Origin of the sequence: Neisseria perflava (assembly GCF_024170405.1) — a bacterium.
Taxonomy (GTDB): Bacteria; Pseudomonadota; Gammaproteobacteria; order Burkholderiales; family Neisseriaceae; genus Neisseria; species Neisseria perflava_B.
This window is the reverse complement of sequence record NZ_JALJYC010000038.1, coordinates 1-14986: the sequence shown is the minus strand read 5'-3', so window position 1 is coordinate 14986 and position 14986 is coordinate 1. Positions and strand designations below refer to the sequence as shown.

12 protein-coding genes and 1 pseudogene are annotated in these 14986 nt (G+C 53.1%); 8 read left to right on the top strand and 5 right to left on the bottom strand.

Going from position 1 to position 14986, the window contains the following annotated elements:
- The first annotated feature begins 392 nt into the window (after nt 1-392).
- From J2T37_RS10890 to J2T37_RS10875, 4 genes and pseudogenes are all read left to right on the top strand, one after another.
- Nucleotides 393-1469: pseudogene (locus tag J2T37_RS10890) on the top strand (NADH-dependent flavin oxidoreductase).
- Between the two features lie 300 nt (nt 1470-1769).
- Nucleotides 1770-3203 (top strand): acyl-CoA dehydrogenase family protein, encoded by a 1434-nt coding sequence (locus J2T37_RS10885; protein ID WP_253355844.1) that lies wholly within the window; start codon nt 1770-1772, stop codon nt 3201-3203.
- 179 nt (nt 3204-3382) lie between these two features.
- Nucleotides 3383-3583 carry a hypothetical protein gene (locus J2T37_RS10880; RefSeq protein ID WP_253355842.1) on the top strand — a complete coding sequence of 67 codons (201 nt, stop codon included), beginning with the start codon at nt 3383-3385 and terminating at the stop codon, nt 3581-3583.
- 49 nt (nt 3584-3632) lie between these two features.
- Nucleotides 3633-4253, top strand: coding sequence for a glutathione S-transferase family protein (locus J2T37_RS10875; protein WP_253355840.1), 621 nt, complete (start codon nt 3633-3635; stop codon nt 4251-4253).
- 173 nt (nt 4254-4426) lie between these two features.
- Here the strand turns inward: J2T37_RS10875 and cysG are convergent, their stop codons facing one another.
- On the bottom strand, nt 4427-5812 hold the full coding sequence (gene cysG / locus J2T37_RS10870) for a siroheme synthase CysG (protein ID WP_253355838.1): 1386 nt from the start codon (nt 5810-5812) through the stop codon (nt 4427-4429).
- Between the two features lie 163 nt (nt 5813-5975).
- On the opposite strand from cysG, the gene J2T37_RS10865 reads away from it, so the two are divergent.
- On the top strand, nt 5976-6602 hold the full coding sequence (locus J2T37_RS10865; RefSeq protein WP_253355836.1) for an NAD(P)H-hydrate epimerase: 627 nt from the start codon (nt 5976-5978) through the stop codon (nt 6600-6602).
- Nucleotides 6603-6664: 62 nt separating this feature from the next.
- Here the strand turns inward: J2T37_RS10865 and crcB are convergent, their stop codons facing one another.
- Nucleotides 6665-7027 (bottom strand): fluoride efflux transporter CrcB, encoded by a 363-nt coding sequence (gene crcB, locus J2T37_RS10860; protein ID WP_253355834.1) that lies wholly within the window; start codon nt 7025-7027, stop codon nt 6665-6667.
- Between the two features lie 243 nt (nt 7028-7270).
- Entirely contained in the window at nt 7271-7948 is a 678-nt protein-coding gene (locus J2T37_RS10855) for an energy-coupling factor ABC transporter permease (RefSeq protein ID WP_253355831.1), read from the bottom strand.
- Between the two features lie 143 nt (nt 7949-8091).
- Between J2T37_RS10855 and J2T37_RS10850 the strand changes: the two genes are divergently transcribed.
- The 3 genes from J2T37_RS10850 (at nt 8092) to J2T37_RS10840 (ending at nt 13980) form a co-directional block, all read left to right on the top strand.
- Nucleotides 8092-11322: a DNA translocase FtsK gene (locus J2T37_RS10850; protein WP_253355829.1), complete on the top strand. Its 3231-nt coding sequence runs from the start codon at nt 8092-8094 to the stop codon at nt 11320-11322.
- A gap of 285 nt (nt 11323-11607) precedes the next feature.
- Nucleotides 11608-12345 carry a redoxin family protein gene (locus tag J2T37_RS10845; RefSeq protein WP_253355827.1) on the top strand — a complete coding sequence of 246 codons (738 nt, stop codon included), beginning with the start codon at nt 11608-11610 and terminating at the stop codon, nt 12343-12345.
- A gap of 228 nt (nt 12346-12573) precedes the next feature.
- A complete protein-coding gene (locus J2T37_RS10840) occupies nt 12574-13980 on the top strand; it encodes a dihydrolipoyl dehydrogenase (RefSeq protein WP_253355826.1) in 1407 nt (468 codons plus the stop codon).
- Nucleotides 13981-14147: 167 nt separating this feature from the next.
- Here the strand turns inward: J2T37_RS10840 and J2T37_RS10835 are convergent, their stop codons facing one another.
- Nucleotides 14148-14474, bottom strand: coding sequence for a hypothetical protein (locus J2T37_RS10835; protein WP_253355825.1), 327 nt, complete (start codon nt 14472-14474; stop codon nt 14148-14150).
- Nucleotides 14475-14575: 101 nt separating this feature from the next.
- Nucleotides 14576-14809: an energy transducer TonB gene (locus tag J2T37_RS11550; RefSeq protein ID WP_367398820.1), complete on the bottom strand. Its 234-nt coding sequence runs from the start codon at nt 14807-14809 to the stop codon at nt 14576-14578.
- Between the last annotated feature and the right edge of the window lie 177 nt (nt 14810-14986).

The following is a 14986-nucleotide window of genomic DNA, read 5'->3' as shown; positions in this document are numbered from 1 at the left end:
ATCCAAGGGTGCATTCTGAGGCAGGCAGCCTGTTTGGTTGCTATGATATATTGATTTCAATATACAAGGGTGCATGCCCCAGCATGCACGCGTTGTTTGGGCTGTGTTTCTATGCCGTCTAAAAATCTCTGCGTTTTCAGACGGCCTAATTTTATCTTGTGATAAATCCATCCGCTTGGTAACAGCGCTTAAAGCTTTGTTGCGGTTAATTAACCAACACGTGCATGCTGGGGCATGCACCCTACCGACGGATTCGGCGAGTCGGTTGATTTATCAAATCGAATACACCTTCCCTGCCGCTGAAAACATCTTTTCAGACGGCCTCTCTCTTGTATTTCCCGCCCCCGCCCATATCTCTCTAATTACGATATTAACAAACAGGAGAACTTGATATGACCGACCCGAAATACGCGAAATTGTTTACCCCTTATACGCTGAATAACGGCGTAACGATTAAAAACCGCATGGTGGTCGCACCGATGACGCATTGGGCTTCCAATGAAGACGGAACGTTTTCTGCCGAGGAGCAGCGCTTTATCGGCAACCGTGCGCAGGATTTCGGTATGTTTATTCTCGCCGCTTCTCTGGTTTCGCCGGAGGGTAAATCTTTTGTCGGCGAGCCGGGCGTGTTTGGTGAGCAGCATTTGGCGGGTTTGCAGCAGGCGGCGCAGACGATTAAAAATCAGGGCGCGAAAGCGGTGATTCAGTTGCACCACGGCGGGGCGAAGTTGGCGGCGGCTTTAATCGGTCAGGAGGCGGCAGCGCCGTCGGCGGTAAGTGAGGAGGATTTTCAAGGCCGCTAGATGACGGAAGCGGAAATCGAAAGCGTGATTGCGGCGTTTGGCAAGGCCACGGAATTGGCGATTCGCGCCGGATTCGACGGCGTGGAAATCCACGGCGCGAACGGTTTTATTATCTAGCAGTTTTATTCGCCGCATTTCAACCGCCGCAGCGACAAATGGGGCGGCAGCGTGGAAAACCGCCTGCGTTTTCCTATGGCGGTATTGGATGCGGTGTTGGCGGCCAAAGCGCGCAGCGGACGCGAGGATTTTATCATCGGCTACCGTTTTTCGCCGGAAGAGCCGCAGGATGACGGCATTACCATGCGGGAAACCTTTACCCTGCTGGATGTGTTGAAGGAAAAACCGCTGCAATACCTGCATATGTCGGAACGCGATTTCTTCCAACATGCCCGCCGTGGCGCGGATACATCGCGTGCGCGTTTGGATTTGATTCACGAATACCTCGACGGCAAACTGCCGCTGATTGGTTTGGGCAGCCTGTTTACCGCCGAAGACGTATCCAAAGCGTTGCAAACGGGTTGGACGGAATTTTTGGGCTTCGGCCGCACGGTTTTGGTGAACCCGAATTTCGCCACGTTGATGAAAGAAGGGCGTTACGATGAGATTCAGACGGCCATCGACCCGACTCGCGCCGATCATTATGGCTTCGGCGATTTTATGTGGTAGCTCCAGCTAAACGGCTCGAAATATCTCGCGCCGATGGAGAAAAAGGCGGATTAGGCAGATAAGGCCGTCTGAAAGGTATTAACGGCTTTTCAGACGGCCTTGATTGCTTTGATATAGTCGTTACAATTTAGTTTGATACAGCGTTGCCGCGCCTTGCCGTACTATCTGTACTGTCTGCGGCTTGCTGCCTTGTCTTCAACTAAATTGCAACGACTATAACGATTGTTGTCTGCTGCATATTGTGGTATAAGGTTTAGGTATTTAACTCTAAATTTTCATGCTTCTTGCGAAAGAGGATATATGGCACACTCAGAATCAACCGCGCAGCCGCAAACTTTGGATACGGCTGCTTTTTTACAGCAAATTAAGGCTTTTCTGCGCCGTGGCGCGGAGAGCGGCTTGACCTTGATGGAATATCTGCCGGAAGACAAATGGCTGGAGCTTAAAAAGATCGGTCTGCTGCTGCCGTTTTTAAAAGAGCAATACGGCGGGCGCAAGACCAGCCAGTTTGAAATTCAGGAAGTATTGCGCCTGATGGGGCATTACGGCGTGCCGGTCACTCTGCGCACGGGCATTGAAGGCGCTTTGGTGTTGCAGCCTTTGCAGGAATTCGGCAGCGAGGCGCAAATCAAACTGGGCTTGGATTTGATTTTCAACGGCGAGGGCGGTGGCTTGGGCGTGACCGAGCCGGAAACGTCGGGTTCGGCGATTGCGCGGGAAATGCAGTCGTATTATGAATATATCGACGACAACACGATTTACATCAACGCCTGCAAATACTGGCAGGGCAATTCGCAGGCGGATTTTCTGCTGGTGGCGGCCAAAGAGCGTAAAAACGGCAAATTGTCGAAAGTGATTGATTTGCTGCTGGTGCCGAAAAAATACATTACCTATGAGGTCTTGCAGTCGGAAGGCTTGCGGGCGGTGCGCTATGCGGTCAACAAAATTGATACGCAAATGCCGTCTGAAGCGGTGATGAAGCTGTCGGCAGGCGATGCGGCGGGCAGCTTGCGCGCGTTTCAAAATATTTTCGTGCGCAGCCGTTTGCAACTGGTCGGCATGACCCACGGCATTATGGAATACATCGTTTACTGCTTGGGCAAATTTGTGCGCAGCGAAGTGAAATTTGTTGATTACGAGCGCCGCGAAATCGAGCGCCGCTATGCCGTGTCGCAGGTGTTGTATGACTTTACCTGCAAGCATGTGTCGCCCGATGCGCCGGTTTCCCATCAGCTGATGGAGGCGAACATTATCAAAACGCTGGCCACCGAATACACCTACGCCGCCGCGCAAATGCTGCAAAAGCTGCTCGGCGCCAAAGGCTTCGAGCGCGGCCATGTCGCCAGCAATATCGCTATTGATTTCCGCCCGTTTACCATTTTTGAAGGGCCGAACGATATGCTGTATGCGGAAATTTACGACCAGTTTGCCCGCGCCACCGCTGCGGAAAAAGAGCAGGGCATTAAGATTGAGAAAACCCAGTCGCTGCTGGCGCGTTTGCAGTCGGATGTGCGCTTCAGCGCCGTGGCCTTGCCCGAGCGCAGTCTGCCGCAAGATATTGCCGATTTTCTGGCGCAGCGCAGCTTGGGCGATGCGGAGGCGGTGCAAAAAGTGTTTATCGGTAAGATTTTGGCTAAACTGTTTACCTTTATCCAAGCCGAATCTGACGATGCGGCGGCGTTTTTGTTGAACGACGTGCGCAAAGACATGCTCGATTGCGCTTATTGCGTTTAATATTCATGCCGCAGGCCATCTGAATAGATTGCCGTTTCAGACGGCCTTTGCATGAATTAACGCGAAAATGCAGTAATGCGTAAGCGCCGTTTATCTGCCCGCGCGAATATGCTACATTCGCAGCGTGATAAACAAAATTATGCCTTGCCGCACGGGTGCGGCGGGTATCGGGAATGCAGATGTTTTGGTATTTGATGGGTTTTTGCGCGGCGGTGGTGGCTTTGCTGGTTTTATGGGTCAACGCCGGTGCTTTCGGTATGCAGGATGACGATACGCCGCAATCAGAGTATGAAAAACAGCTCGGCTTGGGCGCAAAGTTGAAGGATAAAGACGTGGCGGCGCAGGAGCGTTTGGCTGCCCGTGTTCGTCCGGGAGATTGACGGATAGTTAACCGTTTAAACACACAATGGATCAGAAAAGGAGTCAGGAATGTTAAAACTGTATTATATGCAGGGCGCTTGCCCGCTGGTGCCGCACACGGCTTTATTTTGGACAAAGGCTGATTTTGAGGCGGTAAAAGTAACCCACGACGAGCTGAAAACGCCGGAATTTTTGGCCTTGAATCCGGTCGGCTCTGTACCCGTGTTGCAAGAGGGCGATTGGACGCTGACGCAAAACGTAGCGATTTTGGACTATCTCAATGACCGCTATCCCGAAGCCAATATTTACGGCAGCGGCGACATCCGCGCCCGCGCCAAAGCGCGTCAGTGGCTGGCGTTTGCCAATGCCGACGTATACGGCGTATTCGGCACGATTTTTGCGCCGAACCAATTTATCGACGGCGAAGGCGAAACTTCTCAAGTGCGCGCCCGCGCCGAATTGAAAGCCGTGCGCCTGCTGACCCTTGTGGATGAGGCTTTAAACGGCCAAGATTACCTGACCGGCGAGCTAACGATTGCCGACGTGTATTTCTATGTAATTCTGCGCTGGGCAAAAGCCGTGCATTTGGATTTGGGCGGACTGGGCAATTTGGAAGGCTTCTATCTGCGCGTGGAAAGCAATGCCGGCGTGCAAAGCGCATTGAAACAGCAGGGTTTGCTGGTTGATTAAGGGCGGTTGAGGCCGTCTGAAAAGGAAAGCAGCCGTTATCTATTCGGATAACGGTTGTTTTTTATGCGCTAGGGTGGATTTCAGCCTATCATTTTTTATGGCTGGGCAAAGGGTGGGTGGTGTTTAAACTTTTTGCAACGGTCTCGGCCGGTTGACTCGACTTTGTTTTGCCCTCAAGCCGCCGCTTCATTTTCTCCAAACCATTTTAACTCATCGCGCAAAGCGGCGACTTCGCCGATGACCATCAGCGCAGGGCGCGGGGCGCGTTCGGCCATCGCGGGTAGATCTTTCAGACGGCCTGTCTGTACGCTTTGCTGCGGCAAGGTGCCGTTGGAAACGATGGCGACGGGCGTATCCGCGCTGCGGCCGTATTCAATCAGCTTTTCGGTGATTTCGCTGGCTTTGAGCGTGCCCATATACACCACCAGCGTTTGATGGCTTAGGGCCAAGGTGCGCCAGTCGGGTTGCTGGCCGTCGTGTTTGCTGTGGGCGGTGACAAACAGCGCGCTTTGGGCGCAATCGCGATGGGTCAGCGGAATCCCGGCGTAGGCGGTCGCGCCCAGTGCGGCGGTCACGCCCGGCACAATGCGGTAGGAAATCCCGGCTTGGCGCAAGACCTGCGCCTCTTCGCCGCCGCGCCCGAACACAAACGGATCGCCGCCTTTGAGCCGCACCACGCGTTTGCCTGCCTGCGCATATTGCACCAGCAAACGGTTGGTTTCTTCCTGCTGCACATGATGGCAGCCGGCGCGTTTGCCGACGCTGATTTTATCCGCGTCTTTGCGCACTTTGCCCAAAATCTCATCAGAAACCAGCGCATCATACAAAACCACATCCGCCGCCTGAATCGCCTGCAAAGCATGAATGGTCAGCAAACCGGCGTCGCCCGGCCCTGCACCGACCAAGACCACTTCGCCTGTTGACGGCCGGTAGCCGTCGAGTTGGGCGGCCAATTCCGCTTCGGCGGCTTCCAGATTGCCTTGCGCCGCCAGCGCGTTGAAACGGCTGTCGAACAAATGTTCCCAAAAACGGCGGCGCTGCTCCGTGCCTTGGATTTCGGCTTTCACGCGGCTGCGCCATTTGCCCGCGATGGCAGCCATTTTGCCGGTATGCAACGGCAGCAGCGTTTCGATAATCTGCCTCCATTTGCGCGCCAATACGGGCGAAGTTCCGCCACTGGAAATAGCGACTTTAATCGGGCTGCGGTCAATCACGGCCGGTACGATAAACGAGCACAAATCGGCGGTGTCCACAGTATTGCAGAATTTGCCCCGCGCTTCGGCGGCTTGGAACACGCGACTGTTGAAGGCGTGGTTGTCGGTGGCGGCAATGGCTAAAAATACGTCATTCAAATAATCGTCGTGAAATTCACTGCCCAGCCAGTTGATTTTGCCCTCATCCAGCCAAGTTTGGAAAACGGGGCTTAAGGTTTCGGCCACCACGCGCACCTGCGCACCAGCCTGCAACAGGCTTTCGGCCTTGCGTTCGGCCACTTTGCCCGCACCCGCCAGCAATACGGGGCGGTCGCGCAAATCGGCGAAAATCGGATAATGGTTCATGGGTGTGTTCTCGTATTTTTGTCAGAATAAGGCGCATATTAAAGGCCGTCTGAAGAAATAGGAAAGAATGGATTTTGCTTATCTTATGGGCTTTGGTTATATTAGAACCTAAATGACATCAGACCGGTTTTCAGACGGCCTGAACCACATGAAAGGAGTAGCCATGAAAATTTATACCGCAGAAGAAATGCGCCGCCACGAGCAAATGGCAGTGGACAAAGGAACGACATTCGAGCAGCTGATGGAAAACGCGGGGCAGGCCGCTGGGCGGGATTTGTTGCAGCGGCAGCCGCAAGCGGGGCGTATGCTGGTGGTGTGCGGCAAGGGCAACAACGGCGGCGACGGCTTGGTAATGGCGCGGCTGTTGCAGGCGCAGGCCTGGCGGATGGATATTGTGTTTGTCTTGGGCGACAAATTGTCGCCTTTGGCCGAGCTGAATTTAGGCCGTCTGAACGGTTTGGGCGGCATAGAAATCATCGTGTGGGACAGCGCCGCGCAGCGTTTGCAGCAGGGCTATGATGTGGTGGTCGAAGGCATTTTCGGCACGGGATTCAGCGGTGCGTTACCGCAAAATATCGCCGCAGTCTGCCGCACGCTCAATGCTTCAGACGGCCTGAAAATCGCTTTGGATATTCCCACCGGTTTGGACTGCGACACCGGCGCGGCGGATAAAGACGCGTTCCGTTCGGATATTACCTACACTTTTGCCGCTTACAAACCGGCGCATTTGAGCGATACGGGCAAGGCGTTGTGCGGCGAAGTGGTGTGTTTGGATATTGGGATTGAGTGAGCGAAGTAAGGCAAAGGCCGTCTGAAAATATTGATATTTTCAGACGGCCTCTGCGTTATCCGCTATTTGAACGACTGCGCCACCCAGATCCCCGCCGCCGTCAGCGCAAACGAGCCGAACACGTGCAGGCACACGGCCAGCAGCGCCGCGCCCCAACGCTGCGCCTGCATCATGCCGACCATTTCCAAAGAAAAGCTGGAAAACGTGGTCAGGCTGCCGAGAAAACCGGTAATCAGCAGCAGGCGCCATTGCGGGTTGTGCACCAGTTCGGCCACCACGCCGATGATAAACGCCCCCGCCCAGTTCGCTACCAGTGTGCCCAAGGCAAAAATTGTCAGTTGGGTAAAATACAGGCCGAGCAGCCAGCGTGATAAAGCGCCGAAAATCGCGCCGACGGCAATGGGCAGGATGGCGTTGGCAAACATGGGGTTTCCTTTTGTTTATCAAATCATTTATTAATAAAAGCAGCAAATTACTCAATGTATATTCGCAAGCAAGGCCGTCTGAAAATAGGGTTGCCGTGAAACAGGCGATGGTAAGCATATTTGATTTATATGTTATCCCGCCCAAAATGATGAATGCTTTCAGACGGCATAGATTAGGAAAACGTGTTCGTGGCTATGCCGCACACCCTACGTCGGCCACAAACCTGCCAGCCTAAACATCCCTCACCAAATCTTATTCTCCGCCTTCAAATAACGCCCGTCATCAAACGTATTCAGCCATTGCGGGCGTAGGGCGACGAAAATGGCGGTGGTAATGCCGCTTAAAAACGCTTCCGCCCATGAAATCAGAAAAAACACCGGAAAGGCGGTTGACCACAATACGCCGTCTGAAAAAGCGTTTGCCCAATCCAATACGCCGACCAAAACCAGCCCCGTTACCATCATGCCTGCTGCCGAGGCGAGAAAGCCGTTGAGAAAAATAAAGATAAAAATATTGGCGGGCAGGCGGTTGACCCAAGCGCGGGCGGCCAAATTCACCGCCAGCGCAGGCAGCAGCAGTGCCAAGGCGTTAAGGGGAACGGCCTGCCAGCCGCCGCCGAACAACACCGTATAGGGGAAAAGCAGCAATACGCCCAGCCACCATGCCGCCGGTGCGCCTATCATCAGCGCGGTCAGGTTCACCGCCAGCAGGTGATAGTTCATGCCCGCCAAATGGCCGCTGTCGGGCGTGGCGTTCAAACACCAAGCCGTGGCCAGAATCACGCAGGCGAGGGCGGCCGCCGACTTGTAGCGGGCAAACGCACGCCAGGCGCGGCGGGCGGTGGCGGCCAGCAATACTGCCGTCAGTAGGGCGGCGGCCAGCAGGGTAAACGGGGAAAACCATTCGGTTTGGAAAATCATGGCGGGAGGGCAGTTGTTCAGACGGCCTGTATTATAACGCGATACGCCGTGGGCGGAGATTGTCGGCCTGCTTATTCTTTTTAGCGCGGAAACACGTTAAAATAGCCGTCTTTGTTGTTTGAAATGATAAAGGCTGCCTGTTTATGTTGTGGACTGTATTGATTTTCCTATTGTTGTGCGCGATTGGCGCGGTGCTGTGGCTGCATTACCGGCAGGAGCAGGACTGGCGGCAGGAGCTGACGCACATGGAAGGCGGCGCGGAAGAAGACGGTATGCCGTCTGAAACGCCCGCGCCGGGAAAAGGCCGTCTGAATTTGGTGAACCCGTTTGGCAGTGCGCAAACCAAAGCGGCTTACAGCAAAACCATTGCCCGCCTGCGCCTTTTAAAGGTCAAACAGCCGCGCCGCAGTGAGGCGTTGCCGTCTGAACCCGAAGCCGTGCTGTTGGATGACTATGAAGACGGCTCTTCCGGTTTTAGCGGACAGGATAATTTTGAAAATACTTTTGAGGCCGAAACGCAGACGGAGCAGGAAGTATCGAAAACCGCCGCGCCGCAACCGGAGCAGACCCCGCGTGCGCCGTCAGTTGCGCGCAAGCGCCTTCAGGCCAAACCGCCTGTGTATCCCGATATTGTGCCTTTTGTCGAGAGCGAAGAGCCGGAATATGTACCGCGTCCGGTCAGCGGGGCGGCGTATGAAGAAATTACTTTGGAAGAGGCAACCCGTGCGTTGGGCGAGGCGGCCATGCAGGAAGCTGCCGTTGAAAAAAGCGTGCAGTGTCCGGTTGTCGAGCCTGCGCCGAATGTGGCCGAGCCGCAAGTGCAGCATACCTTAAAAACTTCCGACAAACCTATGCCCGGCTTGGAAATCATCGGTTTTAACGACCCGGCCTTGCGCCGCACGCGTGACCGCGTTTTGGCAGGCGTAAGCGAAATTCATATTGCCCAAGCGCAAGCGCCGCATATCGAGTCGGTTCAGACGGCCTTGAAAATCGCCGAACGCGAGGCCGTAATTCCGGTGGCTGATATTCCGAGCCGTTGGGACGAAATCGACGTCGGTGCGATTCAAAGCAATCTGGCGCGCCAAACTGCCGCCCGCCACCGCTTGGCGGCAGCGGTTGCTCCTGTGCGCGATTTCCAGCCGCAAGTGATTCAGGATGACGAAATTTTAGCCAATTTGTCGCACACGCCCGCCGCCCGTCGGCGCAGCAGCCGCCCCATCCGCCATGTGGATGTTTCCGGTCAGGAAAGTGTGATTCCGCCTGCTGCACGGGTGGAACAGAGCGCCGCCAAGTTGCAGCCGAAAAAACCGTTTTTCCCGCCGAAAACCTCGCGTTTCCAAAGCGAGCCGTACATCAGCCGTCCGGCTGCGCCGACCGCCACCGTCGTCGAACCGCCCGCCGTGCCGCAAACCCAAGCCGCGCCGATTGATATTCCCGAACCGCCGGCCTTTAAAGAACCGCCTCAGCTGGTGTTGCCCGAAGCGGAAGTGCACGTCAGCAACCGCCCGCAGCGTTCGATTCATGATTTTCTGATTAGCGAATCGGCCTTGCCGGAAACGGCGGACGCCGTTCCGCTTCAGACTGCTTCAACGGATAATCCGGCGCAGGATGAGGCGACGATGGCGGTATTTGAACATCGCCCGCAAGCGGCAGTTGCGCCTGTTGCCGCCCCAAGCGAAACGGCAGCAGCGGCAACTCAAGCGGATACGCTGTTTTGGCCGTCTGAAAATCCGGCTGAATCTGCCGCAGCGGTTAATCATGATGAAAATACCGTAGAAGCAAATTCATCAATTTCAAATGCGCTTGCCGAACCCGCTGTTATTCAGACGGTCTCGGCTGCGCTTGTGCCGTCTCATACCGAAGCGGCGGTTGTAGGGGCAGATACTTCCGATGTACACCTGCCGTCTGTCGATTTGCTGCTGCCGCCGCAATATGACCCGAGCGCAGCGCAAACCGATGAAGCCCTGCTGGAAAACAGCATTATCATCGAGGAAAAGCTGGCGGAATTTAAGGTCAAAGTCAAAGTCGTTGACGCGTATGCCGGCCCGGTGATTACGCGCTATGAAATCGAACCCGATGTTGGCGTGCGCGGCAATGCGGTGTTGAACTTGGAAAAAGACTTGGCGCGTTCGCTGGGCGTGGCCTCCATCCGCGTGGTGGAAACCATCCCGGGCAAAACCTGCATGGGATTGGAGCTGCCGAACCCGAAACGTCAGATTATCCGCCTGAGCGAAATTTTCAAATCGCCCGCGTTTACCGAATCCAAATCCAAGCTGACGCTGGCTTTGGGGCAGGATATTACCGGCCAACCGGTGGTCGCTAACCTTGCCAAGGCGCCGCATTTGCTGGTGGCCGGTACGACCGGTTCGGGCAAGTCGGTGGGTGTGAACGCGATGATTTTGTCCATGCTGTTTAAGGCCACGCCGGAAGAGGTGCGCATGATTATGATTGACCCGAAAATGCTGGAATTGAGCATTTACGAGGGCATTCCGCACCTGCTGGCGCCGGTGGTGACCGATATGAAGTTGGCGGCCAATGCCTTGAATTGGTGTGTCAACGAAATGGAAAAACGCTACCGCCTGATGAGTCATGTCGGCGTGCGCAATTTGGCCGGGTTCAACGAAAAAGTGGCCGAAACCGCCAAACGCGGCGAGAAAATCGCCAATCCGTTCAGCCTCACGCCCGACAATCCCGAGCCGCTGGAAAAACTGCCGTTTATCGTGGTGGTGGTGGACGAGTTTGCCGATTTGATGATGACTGCCGGTAAGAAAATCGAAGAACTGATTGCGCGTTTGGCGCAAAAAGCCCGCGCCGCCGGTATCCATCTGATTTTGGCAACGCAGCGCCCGAGCGTGGACGTGATTACCGGCTTGATTAAAGCCAATATTCCGACCCGCATTGCGTTTCAAGTGTCCAGTAAAATCGACAGCCGCACCATTCTCGACCAGATGGGCGCGGAAAACCTGCTGGGTATGGGCGATATGCTGTTTCTGCCGCCGGGTACGGGCTATCCGCAGCGTGTTCATGGTGCGTTTGCCTCAGACGACGAAGTGCACAATGTGGTGGAATATCTGAAGCAGTTTGGCGAGCCGGATTATGTGGATGAGATTCTGAGCGGCGGCAGCGGCGGCGAAGAGTTCGGCAGCATTGGACGAAACCACGACAGCGATGTCGATCCGATGTATGACGAAGCCGTGGCGTATGTGGTCAAATCGCGCAAAGCCAGCATTTCTGGGGTACAGCGCCAGCTGCGTATCGGCTACAACCGCGCCGCACGCCTGATTGACCAAATGGAAAACGACGGCATCGTATCGCCGCCGGAAACCAATGGCAACCGCACGGTCTTAGCGCCCGACAGCAACCATCTGGACTAAACCGCCATCCTTATTACACCGCACCTGTGTCATGATTTTGTCACCGCTGCGGTGTATGCTTGTTTGCAGACCGCAAAGGCCGTCTGAAAAATAAAAAAGATTAAGGTCTTGATTATTTTCAGACGGCCTCCATATAGAAGATTGCTGGCAATTTATGCGTTTGCATCATAGCCTGATGTAATCCATATTATTTGAACTATAAATTATACAAATTACAGTAGCTGCGCTAGAATGCAGTTATTGAAGTTCAACACCCCCGTTATTGTTTTTATAAAGGAGCTAAAAATGGCTTTGCAAGATCGTACCGGTCAAAAAGTACCTAGCGTTGTATTCCACACCCGCGTTGGTGACACTTGGAAAGATGTTTCTACCGATGATTTGTTCAAAGGTAAAAAAGTAGTCGTATTCTCTCTGCCGGGCGCATTTACCCCGACTTGTTCTTCTTCACACCTGCCGCGCTACAACGAGCTGGCCGGTGCCTTCAAAGAAAACGGCGTTGACGCCATTTACTGCGTATCTGTAAACGACACATTCGTGATGAACGCTTGGGCTGCCGAAGAAGAGTCTGACAACATCTACATGATTCCGGACGGCAACACCGAATTTACCAAAGGTATGGGCATGCTGGTCGAAAAAGACGACTTGGGCTTCGGTCAACGCTCTTGGCGTTACTCTATGCTGGTAAACGACGGCGTTATCGAAAAAATGTTCATCGAGCCGGAAGAACCGGGTGATCCGTTCAAAGTATCTGACGCAGATACCATGCTGAAATTCATCGCTCCGGACTGGAAAGCACAAGAATCCATCGCTATCTTTACCAAACCGGGCTGCCAATTCTGCGCCAAAGCCAGAAAAGCTTTGGAAGACAAAGGCTTGTCTTACGAAGAAATCGTATTGGGTAAAGACGCTACCGTGACTTCCGTACGCGCCATTACCGGCAAAATGACTGCTCCGCAAGTCTTCATCGGCGGCAAATACATCGGCGGCAGCGAAGATTTGGAAGCTTACCTGGCTAAAAACTAATCTTCGGATTACGTTGAAAACGCTGTAAAAGCTTAAAGGTCGTCTGAAAAGGCGGCCAATCCCGAATAGCATAGAGTTATTCGGGTAATACAGAACAGTATGGCTGTATTACCCGAGTAGCTCTATATTTACAATCAGCTTTCGTTATTGCGAAATTAAATCAAGGCATTAAAAAGCGCCGCGCCTGATTTCAGACGGCCTTTGCGATGTTTCAAAAAAGGAATCGACATGAAAAAAATTCAAGCAGATGTAGTCGTTATCGGCGGCGGTACCGCCGGTATGGGCGCATTCCGCAATGCGCGTTTGCATAGCGACAATGTTTATCTCATCGAAAGCCATGTGTTCGGCACGACTTGCGCCCGCGTCGGCTGTATGCCGTCCAAACTGCTGATTGCCGCAGCCGAAGCACGTCATCATGCGCTGCACACCGATCCGTTTGGCGTGCATTTGGATAAAAGTAGCGTAACGGTCAACGGCGAAGAAGTGATGAACCGCGTCAAATCCGAACGCGACCGTTTCGTCGGTTTCGTGGTTAGCGATGTGGAAGAATGGCCCGCTGACAAACGCATTATGGGTGCGGCAAAATTTATTGACGACCACACCGTGCAAATCGACGAGCATACCCAAATCACAGCTAAAAGTTTCGTGATTGCCACCGGTTCGCGTCCGATTGTGATTCCGCAATGGCAGGCTTTGGGCGATAAAGTGATTGTCAACGACGATGTATTCTCATGGAATACCTTGCCTAAAAGCGTAGCCGTATTCGGCCCGGGCGTGATTGGTTTGGAATTGGGTCAAGCCTTGCACCGCTTAGGCGTGAAAGTGGAAATTTTCGGTATCGGCGGCATGATTGGCGGCATTTCCGATCCGGTGGTATTGGCCGAAGCCAAAGCCGTATTCGGTTCGGAAATGACCCTGCATTTGGATGCTAAAACCGAAGCCAAACTGAATGCCGAAGGCAATGTCGAAGTACATTGGGAGCAGGACGGCGAGCAGGGCGTATTTACTGCCGAATACCTGTTGGCCGCCATCGGCCGCCGCCCGAACGTGGACAATATCGGTTTGGAAAATCTGAATATCGAGTTGGACGGCCGTGGTGTACCCGTTGCCGATCCGCACACCATGCAGACCAGCATCCCGTATATTTTCATCGCCGGCGATGCTTCCAACCAACTGCCGCTGTTGCACGAAGCCGCCGACCAAGGCAAAATTGCAGGCGATAATGCCGGCCGTTATCCGAATATCGAAGGCGGCCTGCGCCGCAGCGTGATTGGCGTAGTGTTCAGCAGCCCGCAAATCGCTACTGTTGGTGCCAAATTTGCCCAAATCGAAGCACAATACGGCGAAGGCAAATTTGTTATTGGCGAAGTATCTTTCAAAAATCAAGGCCGCAGCCGCGTCATGCTGGTTAACCAAGGCCATATGTGCCTGTATGCCGAGCAAGGCACCGGCTTGTTCCTCGGTGCAGAAATTTTAGGCCCGGCAGCCGAACACTTGGCACACTTGCTGGCCTGGGCACACCAAATGAAAATGACCGTACCGCAAATGCTGGATATGCCGTTCTACCATCCGGTCATCGAAGAAGGCGTGCGTACCGCCTTGCGCGATGCGAATGCCAAATTGAAGCTGGCGTAATCATGTTTTAGTGAAAAGGCCGTCTGAAAATTCTTATCAGAAATTTCAGACGGCCTTTTGTTGATTATGGGCTTAATACCAGCAGTGTTTGAGAGGAAAGGGGCTCTTGGAATGCTGTGTATATTTAGTATATTTAAAATTTAACATAATATACATTATGCGAACTCTTAATATTGGTTGAAATGGTTACGCTTGCGTACCCATTCCGGCACATACCTGCGTACTTTCTCGTTTGGCTTCCATGTAATCCGTTCTATAACGTCTCCGCGCTTCCGTTTGGTTCGTTCAAGCTCTAACTGCCTGATAATACTGATTGGGTCTGTGTTTGTCTGCTCGGCGATGTCTAACACAAACTCAATCGGCAGCCTGAGCCGGCCGCGCCGGTACTGGCTGATTCGGGTCGGTTCTACCTGCCATCGCGGCGCCAAAGCATAATCGGACACCAATTTCAGACGGCCTTTCAGACTGTCCATGTAATCAGCTTGAGTTACCATAAAATCAAAGCCTTATGCAAAATAATAAGGCTTTATTTTAAAATAAGGAGCAAACGCTCGCTATATGAGCATTTGCTCCTTATTTTTGTAATCGGGTTACATTAGTATGTGATATTGATTATATACGTGTGTTCTATGCTGTTATATCCTTGTTTTGCAGGGATAAATGATGTGTTTTTCACTGCTTTTAGAGCTGCCGTATCTAGTCGTTCATATCCGCTTGTTCCTACCAGTTTTGCATTAACGACTTGCCCGTATTCAGAAACGGTTATCTGAATTGGAACAGTGCCATGTTCATGGTTGATTCTTGATAGTTCGGGGTATGGTGCGACAATAGATTTGCTTGGCCGTGGAGGTATAAAACGGTTCAGGTTTTCCCGCTCTTTTTCCCTACTCCGTTCCAGTTGTTTGATAAATTTTTTGGGGCTGTACTAGATAATTAGAGCAAATTACCTTTTACTAACTGTTTCAAAATAGAAATTTGAGATTTTATTTCACTGTTGTTAAAACGC